24 protein-coding genes, 4 tRNA genes and 2 rRNA genes (1 of these 30 running past the window's edge) are annotated in these 25,923 nt (G+C 54.3%); all 30 read right to left on the bottom strand.

Annotation, left to right across the window (positions count from 1 at the left end):
• Positions 1–3: 3 nt before the first annotated feature.
• The gene (rpsC, locus tag AC1MEE_RS28355) at positions 4–690 is read right to left on the bottom strand and encodes a 30S ribosomal protein S3 (RefSeq protein WP_003176422.1); all 687 of its coding nucleotides are present in this window, start codon (positions 688–690) and stop codon (positions 4–6) included.
• Positions 691–703: 13 nt separating this feature from the next.
• A complete protein-coding gene (rplV, locus tag AC1MEE_RS28350; protein WP_002555485.1) occupies positions 704–1,036 on the bottom strand; it encodes a 50S ribosomal protein L22 in 333 nt (110 codons plus the stop codon).
• 13 nt (positions 1,037–1,049) lie between these two features.
• Entirely contained in the window at positions 1,050–1,325 is a 276-nt protein-coding gene (gene rpsS / locus AC1MEE_RS28345; protein WP_002555486.1) for a 30S ribosomal protein S19, read from the bottom strand.
• 16 nt (positions 1,326–1,341) lie between these two features.
• Positions 1,342–2,166 carry a 50S ribosomal protein L2 gene (rplB, locus tag AC1MEE_RS28340; protein WP_480412759.1) on the bottom strand — a complete coding sequence of 275 codons (825 nt, stop codon included), beginning with the start codon at positions 2,164–2,166 and terminating at the stop codon, positions 1,342–1,344.
• A gap of 14 nt (positions 2,167–2,180) precedes the next feature.
• Positions 2,181–2,480 carry a 50S ribosomal protein L23 gene (gene rplW / locus AC1MEE_RS28335; RefSeq protein ID WP_002555488.1) on the bottom strand — a complete coding sequence of 100 codons (300 nt, stop codon included), beginning with the start codon at positions 2,478–2,480 and terminating at the stop codon, positions 2,181–2,183.
• Positions 2,477–3,079, bottom strand: a complete 603-nt coding sequence (gene rplD / locus AC1MEE_RS28330; protein ID WP_449640033.1) for a 50S ribosomal protein L4 — start codon at positions 3,077–3,079, stop codon at positions 2,477–2,479. The genes rplW and rplD overlap by 4 nt, the downstream gene beginning before the upstream one ends.
• 12 nt (positions 3,080–3,091) lie before the next feature.
• Positions 3,092–3,727: a 50S ribosomal protein L3 gene (gene rplC / locus AC1MEE_RS28325; protein WP_480412758.1), complete on the bottom strand. Its 636-nt coding sequence runs from the start codon at positions 3,725–3,727 to the stop codon at positions 3,092–3,094.
• Between the two features lie 81 nt (positions 3,728–3,808).
• Positions 3,809–4,120: a 30S ribosomal protein S10 gene (rpsJ, locus tag AC1MEE_RS28320; protein WP_003186070.1), complete on the bottom strand. Its 312-nt coding sequence runs from the start codon at positions 4,118–4,120 to the stop codon at positions 3,809–3,811.
• A gap of 140 nt (positions 4,121–4,260) precedes the next feature.
• The gene (gene tuf, locus AC1MEE_RS28315; RefSeq protein WP_480412757.1) at positions 4,261–5,454 is read right to left on the bottom strand and encodes an elongation factor Tu; all 1,194 of its coding nucleotides are present in this window, start codon (positions 5,452–5,454) and stop codon (positions 4,261–4,263) included.
• A gap of 31 nt (positions 5,455–5,485) precedes the next feature.
• Positions 5,486–7,588: an elongation factor G gene (fusA, locus tag AC1MEE_RS28310; protein WP_480412756.1), complete on the bottom strand. Its 2,103-nt coding sequence runs from the start codon at positions 7,586–7,588 to the stop codon at positions 5,486–5,488.
• Positions 7,589–7,618: 30 nt separating this feature from the next.
• A complete protein-coding gene (rpsG, locus tag AC1MEE_RS28305; RefSeq protein ID WP_019824369.1) occupies positions 7,619–8,089 on the bottom strand; it encodes a 30S ribosomal protein S7 in 471 nt (156 codons plus the stop codon).
• Positions 8,090–8,211: 122 nt separating this feature from the next.
• Positions 8,212–8,586 (bottom strand): 30S ribosomal protein S12, encoded by a 375-nt coding sequence (gene rpsL / locus AC1MEE_RS28300; protein WP_213879453.1) that lies wholly within the window; start codon positions 8,584–8,586, stop codon positions 8,212–8,214.
• 200 nt (positions 8,587–8,786) lie between these two features.
• Positions 8,787–12,986 (bottom strand): DNA-directed RNA polymerase subunit beta', encoded by a 4,200-nt coding sequence (gene rpoC / locus AC1MEE_RS28295; protein ID WP_480412755.1) that lies wholly within the window; start codon positions 12,984–12,986, stop codon positions 8,787–8,789.
• A 64-nt stretch (positions 12,987–13,050) separates the two neighbouring features.
• A complete protein-coding gene (rpoB, locus tag AC1MEE_RS28290; RefSeq protein WP_480412754.1) occupies positions 13,051–17,124 on the bottom strand; it encodes a DNA-directed RNA polymerase subunit beta in 4,074 nt (1,357 codons plus the stop codon).
• A 220-nt stretch (positions 17,125–17,344) separates the two neighbouring features.
• Entirely contained in the window at positions 17,345–17,710 is a 366-nt protein-coding gene (gene rplL, locus AC1MEE_RS28285; protein ID WP_480412753.1) for a 50S ribosomal protein L7/L12, read from the bottom strand.
• Positions 17,711–17,789: 79 nt separating this feature from the next.
• Positions 17,790–18,290 (bottom strand): 50S ribosomal protein L10, encoded by a 501-nt coding sequence (gene rplJ / locus AC1MEE_RS28280; protein WP_480412752.1) that lies wholly within the window; start codon positions 18,288–18,290, stop codon positions 17,790–17,792.
• Between the two features lie 196 nt (positions 18,291–18,486).
• Positions 18,487–19,182, bottom strand: a complete 696-nt coding sequence (rplA, locus tag AC1MEE_RS28275) for a 50S ribosomal protein L1 (protein WP_480412751.1) — start codon at positions 19,180–19,182, stop codon at positions 18,487–18,489.
• Positions 19,182–19,613, bottom strand: a complete 432-nt coding sequence (gene rplK, locus AC1MEE_RS28270; RefSeq protein ID WP_002555500.1) for a 50S ribosomal protein L11 — start codon at positions 19,611–19,613, stop codon at positions 19,182–19,184. Before rplK ends, rplA begins: the two co-directional genes overlap by 1 nt.
• Before the next feature lie 118 nt (positions 19,614–19,731).
• The gene (nusG, locus tag AC1MEE_RS28265) at positions 19,732–20,265 is read right to left on the bottom strand and encodes a transcription termination/antitermination protein NusG (RefSeq protein WP_003317113.1); all 534 of its coding nucleotides are present in this window, start codon (positions 20,263–20,265) and stop codon (positions 19,732–19,734) included.
• A 9-nt stretch (positions 20,266–20,274) separates the two neighbouring features.
• Positions 20,275–20,643 (bottom strand): preprotein translocase subunit SecE, encoded by a 369-nt coding sequence (gene secE, locus AC1MEE_RS28260; protein ID WP_480412750.1) that lies wholly within the window; start codon positions 20,641–20,643, stop codon positions 20,275–20,277.
• A gap of 47 nt (positions 20,644–20,690) precedes the next feature.
• Positions 20,691–20,766: transfer RNA gene (locus tag AC1MEE_RS28255), tRNA-Trp, on the bottom strand.
• Between the two features lie 54 nt (positions 20,767–20,820).
• The gene (tuf, locus tag AC1MEE_RS28250; RefSeq protein WP_480412749.1) at positions 20,821–22,014 is read right to left on the bottom strand and encodes an elongation factor Tu; all 1,194 of its coding nucleotides are present in this window, start codon (positions 22,012–22,014) and stop codon (positions 20,821–20,823) included.
• A gap of 76 nt (positions 22,015–22,090) precedes the next feature.
• Positions 22,091–22,166 (bottom strand) — tRNA-Thr (locus AC1MEE_RS28245).
• A 26-nt stretch (positions 22,167–22,192) separates the two neighbouring features.
• Positions 22,193–22,266: transfer RNA gene (locus AC1MEE_RS28240), tRNA-Gly, on the bottom strand.
• A gap of 25 nt (positions 22,267–22,291) precedes the next feature.
• A tRNA-Tyr gene (locus AC1MEE_RS28235) sits at positions 22,292–22,376 on the bottom strand.
• A gap of 143 nt (positions 22,377–22,519) precedes the next feature.
• Positions 22,520–22,960, bottom strand: a complete 441-nt coding sequence (locus tag AC1MEE_RS28230) for a hypothetical protein (protein ID WP_480412748.1) — start codon at positions 22,958–22,960, stop codon at positions 22,520–22,522.
• 7 nt (positions 22,961–22,967) lie between these two features.
• Positions 22,968–23,717 (bottom strand): pantothenate kinase, encoded by a 750-nt coding sequence (locus tag AC1MEE_RS28225; protein WP_480412747.1) that lies wholly within the window; start codon positions 23,715–23,717, stop codon positions 22,968–22,970.
• Positions 23,707–24,666, bottom strand: a complete 960-nt coding sequence (gene birA / locus AC1MEE_RS28220; protein ID WP_480416364.1) for a bifunctional biotin--[acetyl-CoA-carboxylase] ligase/biotin operon repressor BirA — start codon at positions 24,664–24,666, stop codon at positions 23,707–23,709. Before birA ends, AC1MEE_RS28225 begins: the two co-directional genes overlap by 11 nt.
• A gap of 133 nt (positions 24,667–24,799) precedes the next feature.
• Positions 24,800–24,915: ribosomal RNA gene (rrf, locus tag AC1MEE_RS28215) — 5S ribosomal RNA — on the bottom strand.
• A gap of 155 nt (positions 24,916–25,070) precedes the next feature.
• Positions 25,071–25,923: ribosomal RNA gene (locus tag AC1MEE_RS28210) — 23S ribosomal RNA — on the bottom strand (it continues 2,038 nt past the right edge of the window).

Raw genomic sequence — 25,923 nt, 5'->3', positions numbered from 1 at the left:
CCCTTACTTAGCAGCTTTTTTACGAGGCGCTGGTGCTTGTGGTTTCAGCTCTTCTTGGCGACCACCAATTACTTCGCCTTTGAAGATCCAAACCTTTACACCGATCACACCATAAGTGGTGTGAGCTTCGTAGTTGGCATAGTCGATGTCAGCACGCAGGGTGTGCAGTGGCACACGACCCTCGCGATACCATTCAGTACGTGCGATTTCAGCACCGCCGAGACGACCGCTCACTTGGATTTTGATGCCTTTGGCACCAATGCGCATGGCGTTCTGTACAGCGCGCTTCATAGCGCGACGGAACATTACACGACGCTCCAGCTGCTGAGCTACGCTCTGCGCAACCAGCATACCGTCGAGTTCCGGCTTGCGGATCTCTTCGATATTGATGTGCACAGGCACACCCATTTGCTTGGTCAGGTCCTGACGCAGTTTCTCAACATCTTCACCTTTCTTGCCGATCACGATGCCGGGACGAGCGGTGTGGATGGTGATACGTGCAGTCTGAGCCGGACGATGGATATCGATACGGCTTACGGACGCGCTTTTTAGTTTGTCTTGGAGATACTCGCGCACCTTCAGATCAGCGAACAAATAGTCCGCATAAGTCCGACCGTCTGCGTACCAGACGGAGGTGTGCTCCTTGACGATTCCCAGGCGAATGCCAATGGGATGTACTTTCTGACCCATCTCTTCGACTCCGTTACTTGTCAGCAACCTTGACAGTGATATGGCAAGACCGCTTGACGATGCGATCAGCGCGGCCTTTGGCACGCGGCATGATGCGCTTCAGCGAACGCCCTTCGTTGACGAAAACGGTGGAGACCTTAAGGTCATCAACGTCTGCGCCTTCGTTATGCTCGGCGTTGGCTACGGCCGACTCCAGCACTTTTTTCAGGATCTCGGCGGCTTTCTTACTGCTGAAAGCCAACAGGTTGAGCGCTTCGCCCACCTTCTTCCCGCGGATCTGGTCGGCGACCAAGCGGGCTTTCTGGGCGGAGATTCGAGCGCCCGACAACTTAGCGGCTACTTCCATCGTTCCTTACCCCTTAACGCTTGGCTTTCTTGTCTGCCACGTGCCCACGATAAGTGCGGGTACCGGCAAACTCGCCTAGTTTATGGCCGACCATGTCTTCGTTCACGAGAACTGGGACATGTTGACGACCGTTATGCACTGCAATGGTCAAACCGACCATTTGTGGCAGGATCATAGAACGGCGCGACCAGGTCTTAACTGGTTTGCGATCGTTCTTTTCCGCCGCCACTTCGATCTTCTTCAGTAGGTGAAGATCAATAAAAGGACCTTTTTTCAGAGAACGTGGCACTGTCGTATCCCTCTATTTACTTGCGACGACGGACGATCATTTTGTCGGTACGCTTATTACCACGAGTCTTCGCGCCCTTAGTCGGGAAGCCCCACGGCGATACCGGATGACGACCACCAGAGGTACGACCTTCACCACCACCATGTGGGTGGTCAACCGGGTTCATGGCAACACCACGAACGGTTGGGCGAACGCCACGCCAGCGTTTGGCACCAGCTTTACCCAGCGAACGCAGGCTGTGCTCGGAGTTCGAGACTTCGCCAAGCGTTGCACGGCATTCAGCCAATACTTTACGCATTTCACCAGAGCGCAGACGCAGGGTCACATAGACACCATCACGCGCTACCAGCTGAGCAGATGCACCAGCGGAACGAGCGATTTGCGCGCCTTTACCCGGCTTCAATTCGATGCCGTGTACGGTGCTACCAACTGGAATGTTACGCAGTTGAAGAGCGTTGCCCGGCTTGATCGGCGCCAAAGCACCTGCGATCAGCTGGTCGCCAGCACTCACGCCTTTAGGGGCGATGATGTAACGGCGTTCGCCATCTGCGTACAGCAGCAGTGCGATGTGAGCAGTACGGTTTGGATCGTATTCGATACGCTCAACGGTGGCAGCGATGCCATCTTTGTCGTTACGACGGAAATCGACCAGACGATAATGCTGCTTATGACCACCACCGATGTGACGAGTGGTAATACGGCCATTGTTGTTACGACCACCAGTCTTCGATTTCTTCTCGAGCAGCGGTGCGTGAGGAGCGCCTTTATGCAGCTCCTGGTTGACCACCTTGACCACGAAACGGCGGCCAGGGGAAGTCGGTTTGCATTTAACGATTGCCATGATGCACCCCTTCCTTACTCAGCACTGCTGCTGAAATCGAGATCTTGGCCTGGCTGAAGGGAGATAACTGCCTTCTTCCAGTCATTACGCTTGCCCAGACCGCGAGCAGTGCGTTTGCTCTTACCCAGAACATTCAGGGTAGTAACACGCTCCACTTTCACGCTGAACAGGCTTTCGACGGCCTTCTTGATTTCCAGCTTGGTTGCATCAGTAGCAACCTTGAAAACGAACTGGCCTTTCTTGTCAGCCAGAACCGTGGCCTTCTCGGAAACGTGCGGGCCAAGTAGAACTTTAAATACGCGTTCCTGGTTCATCCCAGCAGCTCCTCGAATTTCTTCACGGCCGACACAGTGATCAACACTTTGTCGTATGCGATCAGACTAACTGGATCGGAACCTTGAACATCACGTACATCTACGTGCGGCAGGTTGCGAGCAGCCAGGTACAGATTCTGGTCAACAGCATCAGACACGATCAGAACATCAGTCAGACCCATGCCATTCAACTTGTTCAGCAGATCTTTGGTTTTCGGTGCTTCAACAGCGAAGTCCTGAACCACGACCAGACGATCAGTACGAACCAGCTCGGCAAGGATGGAGCGCAGTGCTGCGCGATACATCTTCTTGTTGAGCTTCTGAGAGTGGTCCTGTGGACGCGCTGCGAAAGTGGTACCACCGCCACGCCAGATTGGGCTACGGATAGTACCGGCACGAGCACGGCCAGTACCCTTCTGACGCCATGGGCGCTTACCGCCACCAGAAACGTCGGAACGGGTCTTTTGCGCCTTGCTACCTTGACGGCCGCCGGCCATGTAGGCCACGACTGCTTGGTGAACCAGCGTCTCGTTGAACTCGCCGCCAAACGTCAGTTCGGAAACTTCGATCGCCTGAGCGTCATTTACATTTAATTGCATGTCAGCTTCCCCTTAACCGCGAGCCTTGGCTGCCGGACGTACAACCAGGTTGCCGCCAGTAGCGCCAGGAACAGCACCCTTGACCAACAACAGATTGCGTTCAGCGTCCACGCGCACCACTTCCAGGGACTGCACGGTCACGCGCTCAGCGCCCATATGACCGGACATTTTTTTGCCCTTGAATACACGACCAGGAGTCTGGCACTGGCCGATAGAGCCTGGGACGCGGTGGGATACGGAGTTACCGTGAGTATTATCTTGTCCACGGAAATTGTGGCGCTTGATAGTACCCTGGAAGCCTTTACCCTTGGACTGACCGGTCACATCGACCAGTTGACCAGCGGCGAAGATTTCCGCATTGATCAGATCGCCAGCCTGGTAGTCGCCTTCTTCAAGACGGAACTCCCAAACACCGCGACCAGCGGCAACGTTCGCTTTTGCGAAGTGACCTGCTTGAGCAGCAGTCACGCGCGAAGCACGACGCACACCGACAGTGACTTGCACTGCACGATAGCCATCGGTTTCTTCGGTTTTGAACTGAGTGACGCGATTCGGCTCGATCTCAATGACCGTAACCGGAATGGAGACACCTTCTTCGGTGAAAATACGGGTCATACCGCATTTACGACCGACTACACCAATAGTCATGTTGTAAACCTCATGAGTGTACGGGGCTTTCACCCGCTATGGCCGCCCATTTCAGAGCGTTACACGACTAAGACCCGAGTCTTAGCCGAGGCTGATCTGTACTTCCACACCGGCCGCAAGATCAAGCTTCATAAGAGCATCAACGGTTTTATCCGTTGGCTGGACGATATCCAGAACACGCTTATGAGTACGGATCTCATACTGGTCGCGCGCGTCTTTGTTGACGTGCGGAGAAACCAGAACAGTGAACCGTTCTTTACGGGTAGGAAGTGGAATCGGACCACGCACCTGTGCACCAGTACGTTTCGCGGTTTCCACGATTTCCTGGGTGGATTGGTCGATCAGTCGATGGTCAAAAGCCTTCAACCTGATACGGATTTGCTGATTTTGCATTGGATTTCAGACTCCCAGCTGCTATTCCCACCGAGCGCAATACGCCCGTTAAAAGGAGGCGCAATTCTATAGACGCTCCCGTAGGGTGTCAACCCAATAAAAAAGCCCCCGCAAGCGGGGGCTTTTTAACAGGTCATCGATTACGCGATGATCTTGGCTACGACGCCAGCGCCGACGGTACGACCGCCTTCACGAATAGCGAAACGCAGACCGTCTTCCATTGCGATGGTCTTGATCAGAGTAACGACCATTTTGATGTTATCGCCTGGCATTACCATTTCAACGCCTTCTGGCAATTCGCAGTTACCGGTCACGTCAGTTGTACGGAAGTAGAACTGTGGACGGTAGCCTTTGAAGAACGGAGTATGACGACCGCCTTCTTCTTTGCTCAGAATGTAGACTTCAGCTTCGAACGTGGTGTGCGGCTTAACCGAACCCGGCTTGACCAGTACCTGGCCACGCTCAACGTCGTCACGCTTGGTGCCGCGCAGCAGCACGCCGCAGTTCTCGCCAGCACGACCTTCGTCGAGCAGCTTGCGGAACATTTCAACACCAGTGCAGGTGGTGACAGTAGTGTCACGCAGACCAACGATTTCCAGTGCATCCTGAACCTTAACGATGCCACGCTCGATACGACCAGTTACCACGGTGCCACGACCGGAGATCGAGAATACGTCTTCGATTGGCATCAGGAATGGCTTGTCGATTACGCGAACCGGATCCGGAATGTAAGTATCCAGAGTTTCAACCAGTTTACGAACGGCAGTGGTGCCCATTTCGTTGTCGTCTTGACCATTCAACGCCATCAGCGCAGAACCGATGATGATCGGAGTGTCATCGCCCGGGAAGTCGTAAGTGCTCAGCAGATCGCGCACTTCCATCTCAACCAGTTCCAGCAACTCAGCGTCGTCAACCATGTCAGCTTTGTTCAGGAAGACAACGATGTACGGAACGCCAACCTGACGGGACAACAGGATGTGCTCGCGAGTCTGTGGCATAGGGCCGTCAGCAGCGGAGCAAACCAGGATAGCGCCGTCCATCTGCGCAGCACCGGTGATCATGTTCTTCACATAGTCAGCGTGACCTGGGCAGTCAACGTGAGCGTAGTGACGAATCGCCGAGTTGTACTCAACGTGCGCAGTGTTGATGGTGATACCACGAGCCTTTTCTTCCGGCGCGCTGTCGATCTTGTCGAAAGCAACCATGGCGCTACCGAATACTTCGGAGCACACGCGAGTCAGAGCTGCGGTCAGCGTGGTTTTACCATGGTCAACGTGACCGATGGTGCCGACGTTTACGTGTGGTTTGCTACGTTCAAATTTTTCTTTAGCCACGACAATTAACTCCTAGCCTAAAGGGGCTGAATCAGCCTTGTTTTTTAGTAACAGCTTCGACGACATGCGACGGAGCGGTATCGTATTTTTTGAATTCCATAGAGTAGCTTGCGCGACCCTGGGACATGGAGCGAACGTCGGTCGCATAACCGAACATCTCACCCAACGGAACCTCGGCGCGAATCACTTTGCCGGAAACCGTGTCTTCCATACCCAAGATCATGCCGCGACGACGGTTCAGGTCACCCATCACGTCACCCATATAGTCCTCAGGCGTAACAACCTCCACAGCCATGACCGGCTCAAGCAGGACACCACCACCTTTGGTAGCAAGCTGCTTGGTCGCCATGGAAGCAGCTACCTTGAACGCCATCTCGTTGGAGTCGACGTCGTGGTAAGAACCATCGAACACAGTAGCCTTCAGGCCGATCAGCGGATAGCCGGCAACAACGCCGTTCTTCATCTGCTCTTCGATACCCTTCTGGATAGCCGGGATGAATTCCTTAGGAACCACACCACCCACTACTTCGTTCACGAATTGCAGACCTTCCTGACCTTCGTCAGCCGGTGCAAAACGAATCCAGCAGTGGCCGAACTGACCACGACCGCCGGACTGGCGAACGAACTTGCCTTCGATCTCACAGGCCTTCGTGATTTTTTCACGATAGGAAACCTGCGGCTTACCGATGTTGGCTTCGACGTTGAACTCACGGCGCATCCGGTCTACCAGGATGTCCAGGTGCAACTCGCCCATGCCAGAGATGATCGTTTGACCAGTCTCTTCATCAGTCTTGACGCGGAAAGATGGATCTTCCTGAGCAAGCTTGCCCAGAGCGATACCCATTTTTTCCTGGTCATCCTTGGTCTTTGGCTCAACAGCAACCGAGATAACCGGCTCCGGGAAGTCCATACGAACAAGGATGATCGGCTTGTCGGCCGAGCAAAGGGTGTCACCCGTGGTGACGTCCTTCATACCGATCAGGGCCGCGATGTCGCCAGCGCGAACCTCCTTGATCTCTTCACGGGTGTTCGCATGCATTTGCACCATACGACCAACACGCTCTTTCTTGCCCTTGACCGAGTTGACCACGCCGTCGCCGGAGCTCAACACGCCCGAGTAAACGCGCACGAAAGTCAAAGTACCCACGAATGGGTCGGTAGCAATTTTGAATGCCAGAGCCGAGAACGGTTCGTCGTCATTTGCATGACGCTCCATTGCGACTTCCTCATCATCCGGGTCGGAACCCTTGATGGCTGGAATGTCGACTGGAGCCGGCAGGTAATCGATAACGGCGTCAAGAACCAGGGGAACGCCCTTGTTCTTGAAGGAAGAACCGCAGACAGCAAGAACGATCTCACCAGCGATAGTACGCTGACGCAGAGCACCCTTGATCTCTTCGATGGTCAATTCCTCACCCTCGAGGTACTTGTTCATCAGCTCTTCGTTGGCTTCGGCAGCAGCCTCAACCATGTTGCTGCGCCACTCTTCAGCCAGCTCAAGCATGTCCGCCGGAATTGCTTCGCGACGAGGAGCCATGCCCTTGTCAGCGTCATCCCAGTAGACGGCTTCCATGTTGATCAGATCGATCTGACCCTGGAAGTTATCTTCTGAACCGATAGCCAACTGGATAGGCACCGGAGTATGGCCCAGGCGCTGCTTGATCTGAGCAACTACACGCAGGAAGTTCGCGCCAGCACGGTCCATCTTGTTTACGTAAACAAGACGTGGAACGCCGTATTTGTTGGCTTGACGCCATACGGTTTCCGATTGCGGCTCGACACCCGAGGTGCCGCAGAACACAACGACAGCACCATCGAGTACACGCAGCGAACGCTCTACTTCAATAGTGAAGTCAACGTGGCCAGGGGTATCGATGATGTTGAAGCGATACTTGTCGAATTGCTTGGCAGAACCCGACCAGAAGGCCGTGGTCGCAGCGGAGGTGATAGTGATACCACGCTCCTGCTCCTGCACCATCCAGTCCATGGTCGCGGCGCCGTCATGCACCTCGCCCATTTTGTGGTTTACGCCAGTGTAAAAAAGGACGCGCTCGGTGGTGGTGGTTTTACCAGCATCCACGTGAGCCACGATACCAATGTTACGGTAGCGGTTAATCGGAGTAGTACGAGCCATAAAGCCCTCGCAAAATTAGTGACGCTAAAATTAGAAGCGGTAGTGCGAGAAAGCCTTGTTGGCTTCAGCCATACGGTGCACGTCTTCACGCTTCTTAACTGCAGCACCTTTACCTTCAGCAGCGTCCAGCAATTCGCCAGCCAAACGCAGAGCCATAGACTTTTCGCCGCGCTTGCGCGCGAAGTCTACCAACCAACGCATTGCCAAAGCATTACGACGGGACGGGCGAACTTCGACCGGAACCTGGTAAGTAGCACCGCCTACACGGCGCGACTTCACTTCGACCAGCGGAGCGATGGCGTCGAGAGCTTTCTCGAAGATTTCCAGGGGGTCGCTGTTCTTGCGTTCTTTAACTTTTTCCAGCGCGCCATAAACGATACGTTCGGCAACGGCTTTCTTGCCGCTTTCCATAACGTGGTTCATGAACTTGGCCAGAATCTGGCTGCCGTATTTTGGATCGTCAAGCACATCGCGCTTGGCTGCTACGCGTCTTCTTGGCATGGATAAGCCCTCAAACGGTCTTCAGGTTAGCTCGGAACCACTGCGCTCTTGCGAGGCACGTCCGACCTTACTCTTATCGACTCAGAAAAATAGAAATCTGCAATTTGTTGCTAAGCGACCAATTACTTCTTCGGACGCTTGGTACCGTATTTCGAGCGACCTTGGTTACGACCTTTAACGCCGGAAGTATCCAGGGAGCCACGAACGGTGTGGTAACGAACACCTGGCAAGTCTTTTACACGACCGCCACGGATCAGTACGACGCTGTGCTCTTGCAGGTTGTGACCTTCACCACCGATGTACGAGGAAACCTCGAAACCGTTGGTCAGGCGCACACGGCATACTTTACGCAGTGCCGAGTTAGGTTTTTTCGGCGTAGTTGTATACACGCGAGTGCACACGCCACGACGTTGCGGGCAGTTCTGCAGCGCAGGTACGTCGGATTTCTCGACGATACGCTTACGCGGCTGACGTACCAGCTGGTTGATAGTTGCCATCTTAAGCTCCACTGTTGTCTTTCGACGCTATTGCTTTACGAAAAAGCAAGATGGCAGGACATCAGTCCCGCCAAATTTAGGGGTACAAGAGTCTAAAGAGGATCCTGTCCCCAGTCAAGGCAAAGCCCCAGCCTCCCCGATCATCAGGACAGCAACATCAAGCTTGCTGTCCTTTGGCCGGGAGGGCCGGGGCTCTACTCTCAATTACCGCTGGAGTTCAACGCTTCGGTCAGTGCAGCTTCCACTTCACTCGCGCTAACACGCAACGGTTTGTCTGCTTCACGACGACGCTTACGCTCGCTGTGATAAGCCAGACCGGTACCGGCCGGGATCAAACGACCCACGACCACGTTCTCTTTCAGGCCGCGCAGGTAATCGCGCTTCCCAGTCACAGCCGCTTCGGTCAGTACGCGAGTGGTCTCCTGGAAGGAGGCCGCCGAGATGAACGACTCGGTGGACAGCGATGCCTTGGTAATACCCAGCAACACACGAGTGAACTTGGAAACGAATTTCTCGTCCGCGCTCAGGCGCTCGTTCTCTACCAGAACGTGCGTCAATTCCATCTGGTCGCCCTTGATGAAGGTCGAATCGCCAGATTCAGCGATCTCAACTTTACGCAGCATCTGACGAAGAATCGTTTCGATGTGCTTATCGTTGATCTTCACGCCTTGTAGACGGTAAACGTCCTGGATCTCGTTGACGATGTACTTGGCCAGCGCACTCACACCCAGCAAACGCAGGATGTCGTGTGGATCGCTTGGACCGTCGGAGATAACTTCGCCGCGGTTCACTTGCTCGCCTTCGAAGACGTTCAGGTGACGCCACTTTGGAATCAGCTCTTCGTACGGATCGCTGCCATCGTTCGGGGTAATGACCAGACGGCGTTTGCCCTTGGTCTCTTTACCGAACGCGATGGTGCCGCTGACTTCAGCCAGAATCGAGGCTTCTTTCGGACGACGCGCTTCGAACAAGTCGGCAACGCGTGGCAGACCACCGGTGATGTCGCGAGTTTTCGAAGTTTCTTGCGGGATACGAGCGATAACATCACCGATCGCAACCTGCACACCATCCGCTACACCGACCAGAGCGTTGGCTGGCAGGAAGTACTGAGCCGGTACGTCGGTACCTGGCAGCAGCAGATCCTTGCCATCCACGCCAACCATCTTAACGGCAGGACGGATATCTTTACCGGCTGCTGGACGGTCTTTGGCATCGAGTACTTCGATGTTGGTCATACCGGTCAATTCGTCTGTCTGACGCTTGATCGTGATGCCTTCTTCCATGCCCACGTAGGTCACGGTACCTTTCATTTCGGTAACGATTGGGTGAGTGTGCGGGTCCCACTTGGCCACGATTGCGCCAGCGTCGACCTTGTCACCTTCTTTAACCGAAATCACAGCACCGTACGGCAGCTTGTAACGCTCGCGCTCACGACCGTAGTCATCAGCGATAGCCAGCTCACCAGAACGGGACACCGCTACCAGGCAACCATCCACTCGCTCAACGTGCTTCAGGTTATGCAGACGGACGGTACCGCCATTCTTCACCTGAACGCTGTCAGCAGCGGAGGTCCGGCTTGCCGCACCACCGATGTGGAACGTACGCATGGTCAGCTGTGTACCCGGCTCACCGATGGACTGAGCGGCGATAACGCCGACCGCTTCACCGATGTTGACCTGATGCCCACGAGCCAAATCACGGCCGTAGCACTTGGCACAAATGCCGTAGCGGGTTTCGCAGCTGATCGGCGAACGCACGATCACTTCGTCGATGCTGTTCAGCTCGATGAATTCGACCCACTTCTCGTCAACCAGAGTGCCAGCAGGAACGATGATGTCATCGGTACCCGGCTTGAACACGTCACGGGCGATAACTCGACCCAATACGCGCTCGCCCAATGGCTCAACAACGTCGCCGCCTTCAATGTGCGGCGTCATCAGCAGACCGTGTTCAGTACCACAGTCGACTTCTGTAACCACCAGATCCTGAGCCACGTCTACCAGACGACGAGTCAGATAACCGGAGTTCGCCGTTTTCAACGCGGTATCCGCCAAACCTTTACGAGCACCGTGAGTAGAGATGAAGTACTGAAGTACGCTCAAACCTTCACGGAAGTTCGCAGTGATCGGCGTTTCGATGATCGAGCCGTCCGGCTTGGCCATCAAACCACGCATACCCGCGAGCTGACGAATCTGTGCAGCAGAACCCCGGGCGCCGGAGTCAGCCATCATGTACATCGAGTTGAAGGATTCCTGGTCAACTTCGACGCCATGACGGTCAATGACTTTCTCTTTCGAGAGGTTCGACATCATCGCCTTGGAGACTTCGTCGTTGGCCTTGGACCAAAGGTCGATCACCTTGTTGTACTTCTCGCCCTGGGTTACCAGGCCTGAGGCGTACTGACTTTCGATCTCTTTAACTTCTTCGGTAGCAGCATCGATGATGCGAGCTTTTTCATCAGGGATAACGAAGTCGTTAACACCGATGGAAACACCCGAAATCGTCGAGTAGGCAAAACCGGTGTACATCAGCTGGTCAGCAAAAATAACGGTCTCTTTCAAACCAACCACGCGGTAGCACTGGTTGATCAGCTTGGAGATCGCCTTTTTCTTCATCGGCTGGTTGACCACGTCATACGACAGGCCGGCCGGAACCACCTGGAACAACAGCGCACGGCCGACAGTGGTGTCCACGATACGAGTGTTCTTGACGCTGCCACCATCACGATCGTTGACCGTTTCGTGGATGCGGACTTTGACTTTGGCATGCAGCGCAGCTTCGCCGGCGCGGAATACACGGTCAACTTCCTGCAGATCCGCGAACACGCGACCTTCGCCTTTGGCGTTGATCGCTTCACGAGTCATGTAGTACAGACCCAATACAACGTCCTGCGACGGAACGATGATTGGCTCACCGTTGGCTGGCGACAGAATGTTGTTGGTCGACATCATCAACGCACGCGCTTCGAGCTGGGCTTCCAGCGTCAACGGTACGTGAACGGCCATTTGGTCGCCGTCGAAGTCGGCGTTGTACGCGGCGCAGACCAGCGGGTGAAGCTGGATGGCTTTACCTTCGATCAGAACCGGTTCAAACGCCTGGATACCCAGACGGTGAAGGGTCGGTGCACGGTTGAGGAGGACCGGGTGTTCGCGAATCACTTCAGCGAGAACGTCCCAAACCTCAGGCAGCTCGCGCTCAACCATTTTCTTCGCGGCTTTGATGGTGGTGGCCAGGCCACGCATTTCCAACTTGCCGAAAATGAACGGTTTGAACAGCTCGAGAGCCATTTTCTTTGGCAGACCGCACTGATGCAGACGCAGGGTCGGGCCTACGGTGATTACCGAACGACCGGAGTAGTCAACACGCTTACCGAGCAAGTTCTGACGGAAACGACCCTGCTTACCCTTGATCATGTCAGCCAGGGATTTCAGAGGACGCTTGTTGGAACCCGTGATAGCACGACCACGACGACCGTTGTCGAGCAAGGCATCGACCGCTTCCTGCAACATACGTTTTTCGTTGCGCACGATGATGTCCGGCGCGGACAGATCGAGCAGGCGCTTCAAACGGTTGTTACGGTTGATCACTCGACGATACAGATCGTTGAGGTCGGATGTCGCGAAACGACCACCATCAAGCGGGACCAGTGGACGCAGATCTGGCGGTAGAACCGGCAGAACGGTCAGCACCATCCACTCAGGAAGGTTGCCGGAACCCTGGAAGGCTTCCATCAACTTCAAGCGCTTGGACAGCTTCTTGATTTTGGTTTCGGAGTTGGTTTGCGGAATTTCTTCACGCAGGCGGCCAATCTCGTGCTCCAGGTCGATAGCGTGCAGCAGTTCACGGACAGCTTCAGCACCCATACGGGCGTCGAAATCATCACCGAACTCTTCGAGCGCTTCGAAGTACTGCTCATCGTTGAGCAACTGCCCTTTCTCAAGGGTGGTCATGCCTGGATCGATAACGACATAGCTCTCGAAGTAGAGAACGCGCTCGATATCACGCAGGGTCATGTCCATCAGCAAGCCGATACGGGACGGCAGGGACTTCAGGAACCATATGTGGGCAACTGGCGAGGCCAGTTCGATGTGAGCCATACGCTCGCGACGAACTTTTGCCAGCGCGACTTCAACGCCGCACTTCTCGCAGATCACACCACGGTGCTTCAGGCGCTTGTACTTACCGCACAAGCACTCGTAATCCTTGACCGGGCCAAAGATCTTGGCGCAGAACAGGCCGTCACGCTCAGGCTTGAACGTACGGTAGTTGATGGTTTCCGGTTTTTTAACTTCACCGAACGACCACGAACGGATCATCTCAGGCGATGCCAATCCAATACGGATGGCGTCGAACTCTTCGACTTGACCCTGGTTTTTCAGCAAATTCAATAGGTCTTTCAAGGCCTTTCCTCCTGGCGGAGCAGGGAGCAGGCAATACCGCCCTGCCCCCGATTCGCGTCACGTGTTATTCGGTTTCCAGATCGATATCGATACCGAGCGAACGAATTTCTTTGATCAACACGTTGAAGGACTCGGGCATGCCCGGCTCCATACGGTGATCGCCGTCCACGATGTTTTTGTACATCTTGGTCCGACCGTTCACATCGTCCGACTTCACTGTGAGCATTTCTTGCAGAGTGTAAGCCGCGCCGTATGCTTCCAGCGCCCACACTTCCATCTCCCCGAAACGCTGACCACCGAACTGAGCCTTACCACCCAGCGGCTGCTGGGTAACCAGGCTGTAAGAACCAGTGGAACGCGCGTGCATCTTGTCGTCCACCAAGTGGTTCAGCTTCAGCATGTACATGTAGCCAACGGTGACCGGGCGCTCAAACTTGTTGCCGGTACGACCATCGAACAGCTGCATCTGGCCGCTTTCTGGCATATCTGCCAGTTTCAGCATGGCCTTGATTTCGCTTTCCTTGGCACCATCGAACACCGGAGTTGCCATCGGAACGCCGCCGCGAAGGTTCTTCGCGAGATCCAGGATTTCCTTGTCGGAGAGATCTTCCAGGCTTTCCTGGCGACCGCCGATTTCGTTGTAGATCTCGTTCAGGAACTTGCGCAAGTCTGCGACTTTACGCTGTTCTTCAAGCATGCGATTGATCTTCTCGCCCAAGCCCTTGGCCGCAAGGCCGAGGTGGGTTTCAAGGATCTGACCGACGTTCATACGCGAAGGTACGCCCAACGGGTTGAGGACGATATCCACAGGTGTGCCATTGGCATCATGCGGCATGTCTTCAACTGGCATGATCACGGAGACCACACCCTTGTTACCGTGACGACCGGCCATCTTGTCGCCCGGTTGGATGCGACGACGGATTGCCAGGTAAACCTTGACGATTTTCAGAACGCCAGGTGCCAGGTCATCGCCCTGTTGCAGCTTGCGCTTCTTGTCTTCGAACTTGTCGTCCAGAAGACGGCGACGATCAACGATGTAAGCCTGAGCTTTCTCGAGTTGCTCGTTCAGAGCATCTTCAACCATGCGCAGTTTGAACCACTGACCATGCTCAAGACCGTCGAGGATTTCGTCGGTGATGTCCTGACCTTTCTTCAGACCTGCGCCGCCTTCAGCCTTGCGGCCAACCAGAGCGGAACGCAGACGTTCGAAAGTAGCGCCTTCAACGATACGAAACTCTTCATTCAAATCCTTACGGATTTCGTCGAGCTGGGTTTTCTCGATGGACAGTGCACGAGCATCACGCTCAACGCCGTCACGAGTGAACACCTGAACGTCGATGACAGTGCCCTTGGTACCAGTTGGTACACGCAGGGAAGTGTCCTTAACGTCGCTCGCTTTCTCACCGAAGATCGCACGCAGCAGTTTTTCTTCCGGAGTCAGCTGGGTCTCGCCTTTCGGAGTGACTTTACCAACCAGGATGTCGCCCGCGCCAACTTCAGCACCTACATAAACGATACCGGCTTCATCAAGCTTGTTCAGTGCAGCTTCACCCACGTTAGGGATGTCTGCAGTGATTTCCTCAGGCCCAAGCTTGGTGTCACGTGCCACACAGGTCAGTTCCTGAATGTGGATCGTGGTGAAACGGTCTTCTTGAACAACACGCTCGGAAAGGAGAATGGAGTCTTCGAAGTTGTAACCGTTCCATGCCATGAACGCGATACGCATGTTCTGACCCAGCGCCAGTTCACCCATATCGGTGGACGGACCGTCAGCCATGATGTCGCTGCGCTCAACCCGATCGCCCTTGCTCACCAGCGGACGCTGGTTGATGCAGGTGTTCTGGTTGGAGCGGGTGTATTTGGTCAGGTTGTAGATGTCGACACCGGCTTCACCGGTTTCAACTTCATCATCAGCAACACGAACCACGATACGGCTGGCATCGACCGAGTCGATCACGCCGCCACGACGAGCCACGACGCAAACGCCGGAGTCACGAGCAACGTTACGCTCCATCCCGGTGCCGACCAGCGGCTTGTCGGAACGCAGGGTCGGTACTGCCTGACGCTGCATGTTCGAACCCATCAACGCACGGTTGGCGTCGTCGTGCTCGAGGAACGGAATCAGCGAGGCTGCAACCGAAACTACCTGCTTCGGCGAAACGTCCATCAAGGTGACGTCTTCAGGCGCCTTGACGGTGAATTCATTGAGGTGACGTACCGCAACCAATTCGTCGATCAGGTGACCGCTTTCATTCATCGTTGCCGATGCCTGAGCGATGACGTGATCCGCCTCTTCGATAGCCGACAGGAACACGATCTCGTCAGTCACCAATGCGTCTTTAACCACACGGTACGGGCTTTCGAGGAAGCCGTACTGGTTGGTACGCGCATAGGCGGCCAGGGAGTTGATCAGGCCGATGTTCGGACCTTCCGGCGTTTCAATCGGGCATACACGACCGTAGTGAGTCGGGTGTACGTCACGAACTTCGAAACCAGCACGCTCACGAGTCAGACCACCAGGGCCGAGTGCGGAGACACGACGCTTGTGGGTGATCTCGGACAGCGGGTTGTTCTGGTCCATGAACTGGGAAAGCTGGCTGGAACCGAAGAACTCTTTGACCGCTGCCGCAACTGGCTTGGCGTTGATCAGGTCCTGAGGCATCAGGCCTTCGCTTTCTGCCATCGACAGACGCTCTTTGACCGCACGCTCTACACGTACCAGGCCAACGCGGAACTGGTTTTCAGCCATCTCGCCAACACAGCGAACACGACGGTTACCCAAGTGGTCGATGTCGTCGACGATGCCTTTGCCGTTACGGATATCGACCAGCGTCTTGAGGACGGCAACGATATCTTCTTTGCACAACACGCCCGAACCTTCGATTTCGGTGCGACCGATACGACGGTTGAACTTCATCCGGCCGACCGCAGACAGGTCATAACGCTCAGGGCTGAAGAACAGGTTGTTGAACAGCGTTTCGGCTGCATCTTTGGTCGGTGGCTCACCAGGACGCATCATGCGATAGATCTCGACCAGCGCTTCCAATTGGTTGCTGGTGGAGTCGATCTTCAGCGTATCCGAGACGAACGGACCACAATCGATATCGTTGGTGTACAACGTTTCGATGCGGACAACCTGAGCCTTGGCGATTTTTGCCAGAATCTCGGTGTTCAGCTCGGTGTTGCATTCGGCAATGATTTCGCCGGTAGCCGGGTGCACGATAACCTTGGCGGTAGTGCGGCCCAGGACATAGTCCAGAGGCACTTCCAGCTCTTTGATCCCGGCTTTTTCCATCTGGTTTACATGGCGAGCGGTAATCCGACGGCCTTGCTCAACGATAACCTTGCCCTTGTCGTCCAGGATGTCCAGAACGGCAATTTCGCCACGCAGGCGCTGCGGCACCAGTTCCAGGTTGAGGTTTTCACCTTGCACATGGAAAACGTTGGTGGTGTAGAACGCATCGAGCACTTGTTCAGTCGTGTAGCCGAGTGCGCGCAACAATACGGACGCAGGCAGCTTGCGACGACGGTCGATACGGACGAACACGCAGTCTTTCGGGTCGAACTCGAAGTCCAGCCACGAGCCGCGATAAGGAATGATACGCGCGGAATAAAGCAGCTTACCGGAGCTGTGCGTCTTGCCGCGGTCGTGGTCGAAGAACACGCCCGGGGAACGGTGCAACTGGGAAACGATAACGCGCTCGGTACCGTTGATTACGAAGGTACCGTTTTCAGTCATCAGGGGGATTTCACCCATGTAGACTTCTTGCTCTTTGATGTCCTTGATCGCTTTGTTCGACGATTCTTTGTCGAAAATGATCAAACGGACCTTGACCCGCAAAGGCACAGCGTAAGTCACGCCGCGCAGCACGCACTCCTTGACATCAAATGCCGGTTCGCCCAAGCGATAACCCACATACTCCAGCGCAGCATTGCCGGAGTAGCTGATGATCGGGAAAACGGATTTGAAGGCTGCATGCAGACCGACGTCGCGGAACTGATCTTTGGTCGCTCCCGCTTGCAAGAATTCGCGATACGAATCCAGCTGGATGGCCAGGAGATACGGCACATCCATCACGTCCGGCAACTTGCTAAAGTCCTTGCGGATACGTTTTTTCTCAGTATATGAGTAAGCCATCAGCGTTCCCCAGCTTGGTCACCTGCTTGTTTGGCTCCTCCCGACGGGAGCAGCCAGAAAATCGTGCAAACCCCTTGGTTTGCACCACCGCATCGGGTGGTTCTTACACGTTACAGAGGCCGACCAGGTCAGCCATCTATAACGGAAAAAGGCCGGTGGCAAGAGCCACCAGCCATCAGCCTTTCGCTTAACGCTCGGGCTGGAGACGCAAAGTCGATGCTTACTTCAGCTCGACTTTAGCGCCTGCTTCTTCCAGCACAGCTTTGGCTTTGTCAGCAGCGTCTTTCGATACTGCTTCCAGAACCATGCCTGGCGCGCCGTCAACTACAGCTTTGGCTTCTTTCAAGCCCAGGCCAGTCAGTTCACGTACAGCCTTGATCACGTTAACTTTTTTCTCGCCAGTTTCGGTCAACATAACGTTGAATTCAGTCTGTTCTTCAACAACGGCTGCAACAGCAGCTGGACCTGCGGAAGCAGCAGCAGCGGTAACGCCGAACTTCTCTTCCATTGCCTTGATCAGTTCAACGATTTCCATAACGGATTTCGCGCCGATTGCTTCAAGGATTTGCTCGTTAGTCAGAGACATGACTCTAATTTCCTGTATTGGGTGGACGGCCTACGCGACCATCGAAATAAACAAAAAACGCGAAAGGAGGTGCCGAGCCTTAGGCTGCTGCAGCTTCTTTTTGGTCGCGAATAGCCGCCAGAGTACGAGCCAATTTGCTGGTTGCGCCTTGGATCACGCTCATCAGCTGAGAAATTGCTTCGTTACGGGTCGGCAGAGTTGCCAGTACGTCGATCTGGTTAGCTGCGAGGAACTTGCCCTCGAACGCAGCTGCCTTGATCTCGAACTTATCCTGACCTTTGGCGAATTCCTTGAACAAACGGGCAGCAGCGCCAGGATGTTCGTTGGAAAATGCAACCAGGGTCGGGCCGGTGAACACGTCGTTGAGCACGTCATATTGAGTGCCGGCAACGGCGCGCTTGAGCAGGGTGTTACGTACAACACGTACGTAAACGCCAGCTTCACGAGCCTCTTTACGGAGTCCGGTCATAGCGCCTACTGTTACGCCACGGGCATCAGCCACGACAGCGGACAGAGCAACTTGGGCAGCCTTGTTGACTTCAGCGACGATGGCCTTCTTGTCTTCAAGTTTAATTGCCACGGGTTTAACTCCTGCTTGTTACCGTTTCATCCAGCCGAGGCCGGATGTCGTTTTGGTGTCTGATTCGGTAAGGAACCGGGAGCACCATCTGCGTAGGCTTGAGGTTTAAGACTTGCGCCGCCTACGGTCTTGGATAGCCCCCGCCAGGCAGGGACCCCAATTTTTCATGGATGCAGTCACCTGCACCCACTTTGTCTTACGCGTCCAGCGAGCCTTGGTCGATGACCAGACCTGGGCCCATAGTGGTGCTCAGGGTAACGCGCTTGACGTAAATACCTTTCGAAGAAGCTGGCTTGATACGCTTCAAATCAGCGATCAGCGCTTCAACGTTTTCCTTCAGCTTGACAGCGTCGAAACCGACTTTGCCAACGGAAGTGTGGATGATGCCGTTTTTGTCGGTGCGATAACGAACCTGACCAGCCTTCGCGTTCTTGACCGCAGTGGCTACGTCTGGAGTAACGGTACCGACTTTAGGGTTAGGCATCAGGCCACGCGGGCCGAGGATCTGACCCAACTGACCAACAACACGCATCGCGTCCGGGGAGGCGATAACCACGTCGAAGTTCAGGTTGCCGGCTTTCATTTCGGCAGCCAGGTCGTCCATACCAACGCGATCAGCGCCGGCAGCCAGAGCGGCTTCAGCAGCTGGACCCTGGGTGAATACTGCAACGCGAACAGTCTTGCCAGTGCCGTGTGGCAGCACAGTAGCGCTACGAACAACCTGGTCAGATTTACGCGGGTCAACGCCGAGATTCACAGCAACGTCCACGGACTCGCTGAATTTAACGGTCGACAGTTCAGTCAGCAGTGCAGCAGCATCAACGAAGTTGTAGGCCTTGCCTGCTTCGATTTTGCCGGCGATTGCCTTTTGGCGCTTAGTCAGCTTAGCCATTACACACCCTCCACGTTAAGGCCCATGCTACGAGCAGAACCGGCGATGGTACGCACGGCTGCTTCCATATCAGCTGCAGTCAGATCCGCATTTTTTGCTTTAGCGATATCTTCCAGCTGAGCACGGGTAACGGTGCCAACCTTAACGGTGTTTGGACGAGCGGAACCGCTAGTCAAACCAGCAGCTTTCTTCAGCAGAACTGAAGCAGGGGTGCTTTTGGTTTCGAAGGTGAAGCTACGGTCGCTGTAGACAGTGATGATCACAGGAGTCGGCAGGCCTGGCTCAATACCCTGAGTACGGGCGTTGAAAGCCTTGCAGAATTCCATGATGTTCACGCCGTGCTGACCCAGTGCAGGACCAACAGGCGGGCTTGGGTTAGCCTGAGCGGCCTTCACTTGCAGCTTGATGTAAGCGGTAATTTTCTTGGCCATGAGGCACTCCAATTACGGGTTCAGACGCCTAAAAAGGCTCCCCGGTTACTTGCGCGTTTATCCCAGTGACGAAAAAACCCCACAGCCTAAGGCTGCGGGGTATGGGATTCTTGTTCAGCTATGCCTTTTCGACCTGGCTGAACTCTAGCTCTACTGGAGTAGAGCGACCGAAAATGAGCACAGCCACTTGGATACGGCTCTTTTCGTAGTTAACTTCTTCAACCGTGCCGTTAAAATCAGCGAACGGACCATCAGTGACACGAACAACTTCACCTGGCTCGAACAACGTTTTTGGCTTCGGCTTATCGCTACCATCAGCGACGCGACGCAGAATTGCTTCTGCCTCTTTATCAGTAATCGGTGCCGGCTTATCGGCAGTACCGCCGATGAAGCCCATCACACGAGGAGTATCCTTGACCAAGTGCCAAGTACCCTCGTTCATGTCCATCTGCACCAACACATAACCTGGGAAGAATTTGCGCTCGCTTTTGCGTTTCTGGCCATTACGCATTTCAACCACTTCTTCAGTGGGAACCAGAATTTCGCCAAAGCCATCTTCCATGCCAGCCAGCTTCACACGCTCTACCAGTGAGCGCATGACATGCTTCTCGTAACCCGAGTAAGCATGCACTACGTACCAACGCTTAGCCACGGGACACCCTTAGCCAACAATCAAAGAAACAAGCCAACCGAGCAGGGAGTCTAAGCCCCACAGCAGCAGCGCCATAACCAACACAACAGCCACGACAATCAATGTGGTCTGCGTAGTTTCTTGGCGGGTAGGCCAAACGACTTTACGAATCTCGGTACGAGCTTCCTTTGCCAACACGAAGAAAGCTTTACCTTTGCCCGTCTGCAAACCAACAAACGCAGCAGCAGCGGCAATAGCAAGCAATACAAGCACGCGGTACAGGATCGGTTCCGCTGAGTAGTACTGATTGCCGACAACACCTACAACCACCAAAACGACTACCAACAGCCACTTAAGCAGGTCAAAGCGAGAGTCTTGGGCTTCAGCCTTGGGATTCATCTACGAGGATCCTGTGAAAAGAAAGCCAGATTAACACCGAGTGAATCTGGCAGGTCAGGAGGGAATCGAACCCCCAACCTACGGTTTTGGAGACCGTCGCTCTGCCAATTGAGCTACTGACCTAAAAGCAAAATTAGGCCGACCATTATGCCGGCCCAACAAGAGTTTTTCAACAACTTACTCGATGATTTTGGCTACGACACCAGCGCCGACGGTACGACCGCCCTCACGGATAGCGAAACGCAAACCATCTTCCATCGCAATCGGTTGAATCAGAGTGACAAGCATTTTCACGTTGTCACCAGGCATTACCATTTCAATGCCTTCTGGCAATTCGCAGTTACCAGTCACGTCAGTCGTACGGAAGTAGAACTGCGGACGGTAGCCTTTGAAGAACGGCGTATGACGACCGCCCTCTTCCTTGCTCAGAATGTAAACCTCGCCTTCGAACTTTGTGTGCGGCTTGACGCTGCCCGGCTTGGCCAGGACCTGACCACGCTGAACATCATCACGCTTAGTGCCGCGCAACAGAACGCCGACGTTCTCACCTGCACGACCTTCGTCGAGCAGCTTGCGGAACATTTCAACACCAGTGCAGGTCGTCTTGGTCGTAGGAACGATACCGATAATCTCGATTTCTTCCTGGATCCTGACAATCCCACGCTCAACGCGACCAGTTACCACAGTGCCACGACCAGAGATCGAGAACACGTCTTCGATCGGCATCAGGAACGGCTTGTCGATTGCGCGCTCCGGCTCTGGAATATAGCTATCCAGGGTATCAACCAACTTACGAACGGCAGAAACGCCCATTTCGTTTTCATCTTTACCGTTCAGCGCCATCAGCGCCGAACCGACAATGATCGGAGTGTCATCGCCCGGAAAATCGTAACTGCTCAACAGATCACGCACTTCCATCTCAACCAGCTCCAGCAACTCGGCATCGTCAACCATGTCAGCCTTGTTCAGGAAGACAACGATGTACGGGACGCCAACCTGGCGGGACAGCAGGATGTGCTCGCGAGTCTGAGGCATCGGACCATCAGCAGCGGAGCAAACCAGGATCGCACCATCCATCTGCGCAGCACCGGTGATCATGTTCTTCACATAGTCAGCGTGGCCTGGGCAGTCAACGTGAGCGTAATGACGGATTGCAGAATCATACTCAACGTGAGACGTGTTGATCGTGATACCACGCGCCTTTTCTTCCGGAGCGTTGTCGATCTGAGAGAAGTCACGAGCGGAACCACCGAATGCTTCAGCGCATACTTTGGTCAGAGCTGCAGTCAACGTAGTCTTGCCATGGTCAACGTGACCGATAGTGCCAACGTTCAAGTGCGGCTTTTTACGTTCGAACTTTTCCTTAGCCATCGACACTGCCTCCCATTGAAGAATTAAGCTTGACCACTTAAAACAAAGGCAGATATTTTCATATCTGCCTTAGTAATGGAGCTCTTGAGCAGATTCGAACTGCTGACCTCACCCTTACCAAGGGTGTGCTCTACCAACTGAGCTACAAGAGCAAAACACTTCGCACGAACAACAAATCTGGAGCGGGTAGCGGGAATCGAACCCGCATCATCAGCTTGGAAGGCTGAGGTTCTACCACTAAACTATACCCGCAGAGCTTGTTGCTCACGCTCAAATTTGGTGGAGGGGGAAGGATTCGAACCTTCGAAGTCGTAGACGTCAGATTTACAGTCTGATCCCTTTGGCCGCTCGGGAACCCCTCCTGAACGAGGCAGCATTTTCAACTTATGCCACCCTTCTGTCAACCTTTTTCTCATTAAAAACCTGAGGTTACATTCGCTGACAACTGCTGAGCAGCTAAACGTTATTAACGTCACACTGCGAAGCGGGCGCCATTCTATGCAAACTAGTCCGTGGTTGCAATGCCCTCACAAGACATTATTTTGTTTTTTAACTGGGAAAAATCCTGAACAAGCCCACGAATCAGACCATCATCGACAAGTCGTCGACTGACAGGCGCAATCTTCACCCAATAACTGGCTGCAGCCCCCCTTTCAAGAGACTGGAACTGTGACTGTATGTCCAGACTGGTCAAGCGTTGCTCAACCAGGCGAGCATCCTCCTGACGAGTGAAGCCGCCCAGATAAAGGCATTTTTCTTCGCCCTCACGCGGAGCCGAAAGGCCTTCGCGCGCAGGATCAGACTCACTCAGCAGTCGAATATCTTGCTGTGTACCTCGGTACAACGATAGAGAGATAACTTCCTTGGCCCGCAGAGGCGTTTCCTGCTGATGCCATATGTAATAAAAGGAATTGAGCATCAATAACAAAAGAAATAGCCAACGCATAGGAACCTCAAGGCAACGGACAGGCCAACGCCAGCCCGACAAAAACCAGGTCAGGCATCATTCGCGCATCAGGCAAGATCTCACTGACTAGCGCCGCATCACCACCCGTTACGAAAATAGAGAAATCATCGTTCCAATATTCCCTGGCCATCTCCAGCTGGGTAAGCACGAAACCTTGCAACATCAATGAACATCCTCGCTCCACCGCCTCCGCCGTTGAGCGCCCAGGGGTGAGACTGATTAGCTCCTCCTCCGCGGCAGTGTCGTTGTAGCGAATACGTCGCGTATGAGTACGCAACTGATTGCGCATCAACGGCATCCCCGGGCAGATAAACCCTCCGAGATGCTGCCCATCAGGTGAAACAAAATCTGACGTGATCGCAGTGCCTAGATCCACCACGAGGCAAGCACCGCGAGCCAGATGATAGGCACCAATAAGCGCTAGCCAACGATCCAGGCCTAAACGCTCGTATTCGTCATAGCCATTCGTGACGCCAGCCATATGTTTTGCCGAGCCAGCGCAAATGACCTCTATGGAAAATGCTTTAGCCAGGGCAGTAACAAGCAGGGCTGTTTCTTCATTGCTACGCACACTTACCAGCCTGCAGCTGACCAGACTCAAATCAGCGATCTGATGAAGAGCAAGCAGCAACGCCCCGTCGGAATCGACAACCCCTCCGGCGACCACTGTAGAGCTGCCCAGATGGACTATGCGCCACTTGATGAAACTGTTTCCACAATCGAGTTCAAGAATCATCACGCAGCCTCAGACTGAGCTCGCCACCACTGAAAACCTTTTCTTCCTCACCTACTTTCAGCCGCAGCGCACCTTGCGTATCAACCCCCAAAACGACACCCTCTACTTTGCTGGCGCCCGCTAGCAGTGTTACCGGACGCCCTTGCCACAAATGGTTTTGCTCCCATTCGGCCTGGAAAGCCGGGAATCCACTTTTCAGATGAACGCTTATATAGTCTTCGAGCGTACGATTCAGGCGCGCGATTAAATCATTACGATCCGTTAGGCGGCCGGTTTCAAGTCGAACCGAAGTCCACAACTGGTCAACCTCAGGCGCAGCCTGCATGTTAACGTTGATGCCAACTCCCACTACAACGTGACAGACGTCAGCAGGATCCCCCACCAACTCCAACAGCACGCCCGCAATCTTGCGCACCCCCACCAAGATGTCATTTGGCCATTTCAAGCCAGCATTCTTGACTCCTACCTCCCGTAGAGTCTGCATTACAGCGAGCCCCACAAGCAGGCTCAAGCCCTCAAGCTGGCGCATGCCGCCGTCAACTCTCAAGACAAGGCTGTAGTAGATGTTCTCGGCGAATGGACTCACCCATTTGCGACCGCGACGCCCTCTGCCGGCGGTTTGCCGCTCAGCCAGTACAAGCACGGGCATCTCATGACCGCGCTCAATCGAACGCATCGCCTCGGCATTGGTTGAATCGACTGAATCAAAAATAAAGGTTGGCCACTTCGGGGAAAAGCCAACCTTCAAGATTTCATCCCTATCCAGTAGAGATATCGGGTTAGCCAGGCGGTACCCTCGCCCTCGGACTTTGTGGATCTCGAGGTTCAACTCGGCCTCCAGCTGCTGGAGCTGCTTCCATACTGCGCTACGACTGACCCCAAGAGCATGGCCCAGGGCTTGCCCCGAATGGAAATTGCCATCCTTAAGAAGCTTTAACAACGTCAGCATGCGGATATCGCCTAACAATGAGGCACGCATAATAGCCATGCGTGCTGCTAATGCATAGAAACGAAAACGTGTTTGAGCAATCGCAAAAACAAAACCCCTGTCTGCGTAGGCAGACAGGGGTTTCGGAATTTAATCTTGACGATGACCTACTCTCACATGGGGAAACCCCACACTACCATCGGCGATGCATCGTTTCACTGCTGAGTTCGGGATGGGATCAGGTGGTTCCAATGCTCTATGGTCGTCAAGAAATTCGGTAGCCAGCGCGTGGGCCCTTGCGGGTTCACGCGCCAGCGAATGGGGATGTGATAGATTTGTGGGTGTTGCCAATTTTCGACGTGTGTCGTCTTCACACACCGCAATCTGACCCTTCTTTCGAAGCAAGCAGATTGCTTGGGTGTTATATGGTCAAGCCTCACGGGCAATTAGTATGGGTTAGCTCAACGCCTCACAGCGCTTACACACCCCACCTATCAACGTCGTAGTCTTCGACGGCCCTTCAGGGGACTCAAGGTCCCAGTGAGATCTCATCTTGAGGCTAGTTTCCCGCTTAGATGCTTTCAGCGGTTATCTATTCCGAACATAGCTACCCGGCAATGCCACTGGCGTGACAACCGGAACACCAGAGGTTCGTCCACTCCGGTCCTCTCGTACTAGGAGCAGCCCCTCTCAAATCTCAAACGTCCACGGCAGATAGGGACCGAACTGTCTCACGACGTTCTAAACCCAGCTCGCGTACCACTTTAAATGGCGAACAGCCATACCCTTGGGACCGGCTTCAGCCCCAGGATGTGATGAGCCGACATCGAGGTGCCAAACACCGCCGTCGATATGAACTCTTGGGCGGTATCAGCCTGTTATCCCCGGAGTACCTTTTATCCGTTGAGCGATGGCCCTTCCATACAGAACCACCGGATCACTAAGACCTACTTTCGTACCTGCTCGACGTGTCTGTCTCGCAGTCAAGCGCGCTTTTGCCTTTATACTCTACGACCGATTTCCGACCGGTCTGAGCGCACCTTCGTACTCCTCCGTTACTCTTTAGGAGGAGACCGCCCCAGTCAAACTACCCACCATACACTGTCCTCGATCCGGATAACGGACCTGAGTTAGAACCTCAAAGTTGCCAGGGTGGTATTTCAAGGTTGGCTCCACGCAGACTGGCGTCCACGCTTCAAAGCCTCCCACCTATCCTACACAAGCAAATTCAAAGTCCAGTGCAAAGCTATAGTAAAGGTTCACGGGGTCTTTCCGTCT

The sequence above is a fragment of the Pseudomonas sp. ASL3 genome, from assembly GCF_056680425.1.
Note: the sequence above shows the minus strand (reverse complement) of the source record. Positions and strands in the feature narration are given on the sequence as shown.

Excerpts from the sequence above, each read along its gene's own strand:
- rpsC (WP_003176422.1), bottom strand. The coding sequence starts at position 690 with ATGGGTCAGAAAGTACATCCCATTGGCATTCGCCTGGGAATCGTCAAG.
- rplV (WP_002555485.1), bottom strand. The coding sequence starts at position 1,036 with ATGGAAGTAGCCGCTAAGTTGTCGGGCGCTCGAATCTCCGCCCAGAAA.
- rplB (WP_480412759.1), bottom strand. The coding sequence starts at position 2,166 with ATGGCAATCGTTAAATGCAAACCGACTTCCCCTGGCCGCCGTTTCGTG.
- rplW (WP_002555488.1), bottom strand. The coding sequence starts at position 2,480 with ATGAACCAGGAACGCGTATTTAAAGTTCTACTTGGCCCGCACGTTTCC.
- rplD (WP_449640033.1), bottom strand. The coding sequence starts at position 3,079 with ATGCAATTAAATGTAAATGACGCTCAGGCGATCGAAGTTTCCGAACTG.
- rplC (WP_480412758.1), bottom strand. The coding sequence starts at position 3,727 with ATGACTATTGGTGTAGTCGGTCGTAAATGCGGTATGACCCGTATTTTC.
- rpsJ (WP_003186070.1), bottom strand. The coding sequence starts at position 4,120 with ATGCAAAATCAGCAAATCCGTATCAGGTTGAAGGCTTTTGACCATCGA.
- fusA (WP_480412756.1), bottom strand. The coding sequence starts at position 7,588 with ATGGCTCGTACTACTCCGATTAACCGCTACCGTAACATTGGTATCGTG.
- rpsG (WP_019824369.1), bottom strand. The coding sequence starts at position 8,089 with ATGCCAAGAAGACGCGTAGCAGCCAAGCGCGATGTGCTTGACGATCCA.
- rpsL (WP_213879453.1), bottom strand. The coding sequence starts at position 8,586 with ATGGCAACTATCAACCAGCTGGTACGTCAGCCGCGTAAGCGTATCGTC.
- rpoB (WP_480412754.1), bottom strand. The coding sequence starts at position 17,124 with ATGGCTTACTCATATACTGAGAAAAAACGTATCCGCAAGGACTTTAGC.
- rplL (WP_480412753.1), bottom strand. The coding sequence starts at position 17,710 with ATGTCTCTGACTAACGAGCAAATCCTTGAAGCAATCGGCGCGAAATCC.
- rplA (WP_480412751.1), bottom strand. The coding sequence starts at position 19,182 with ATGGCTAAGCTGACTAAGCGCCAAAAGGCAATCGCCGGCAAAATCGAA.
- rplK (WP_002555500.1), bottom strand. The coding sequence starts at position 19,613 with ATGGCCAAGAAAATTACCGCTTACATCAAGCTGCAAGTGAAGGCCGCT.
- secE (WP_480412750.1), bottom strand. The coding sequence starts at position 20,643 with ATGAATCCCAAGGCTGAAGCCCAAGACTCTCGCTTTGACCTGCTTAAG.
- tuf (WP_480412749.1), bottom strand. The coding sequence starts at position 22,014 with ATGGCTAAGGAAAAGTTCGAACGTAAAAAGCCGCACTTGAACGTTGGC.
- AC1MEE_RS28230 (WP_480412748.1), bottom strand. The coding sequence starts at position 22,960 with ATGCGTTGGCTATTTCTTTTGTTATTGATGCTCAATTCCTTTTATTAC.
- AC1MEE_RS28225 (WP_480412747.1), bottom strand. The coding sequence starts at position 23,717 with ATGATTCTTGAACTCGATTGTGGAAACAGTTTCATCAAGTGGCGCATA.
- birA (WP_480416364.1), bottom strand. The coding sequence starts at position 24,666 with ATGCTGACGTTGTTAAAGCTTCTTAAGGATGGCAATTTCCATTCGGGG.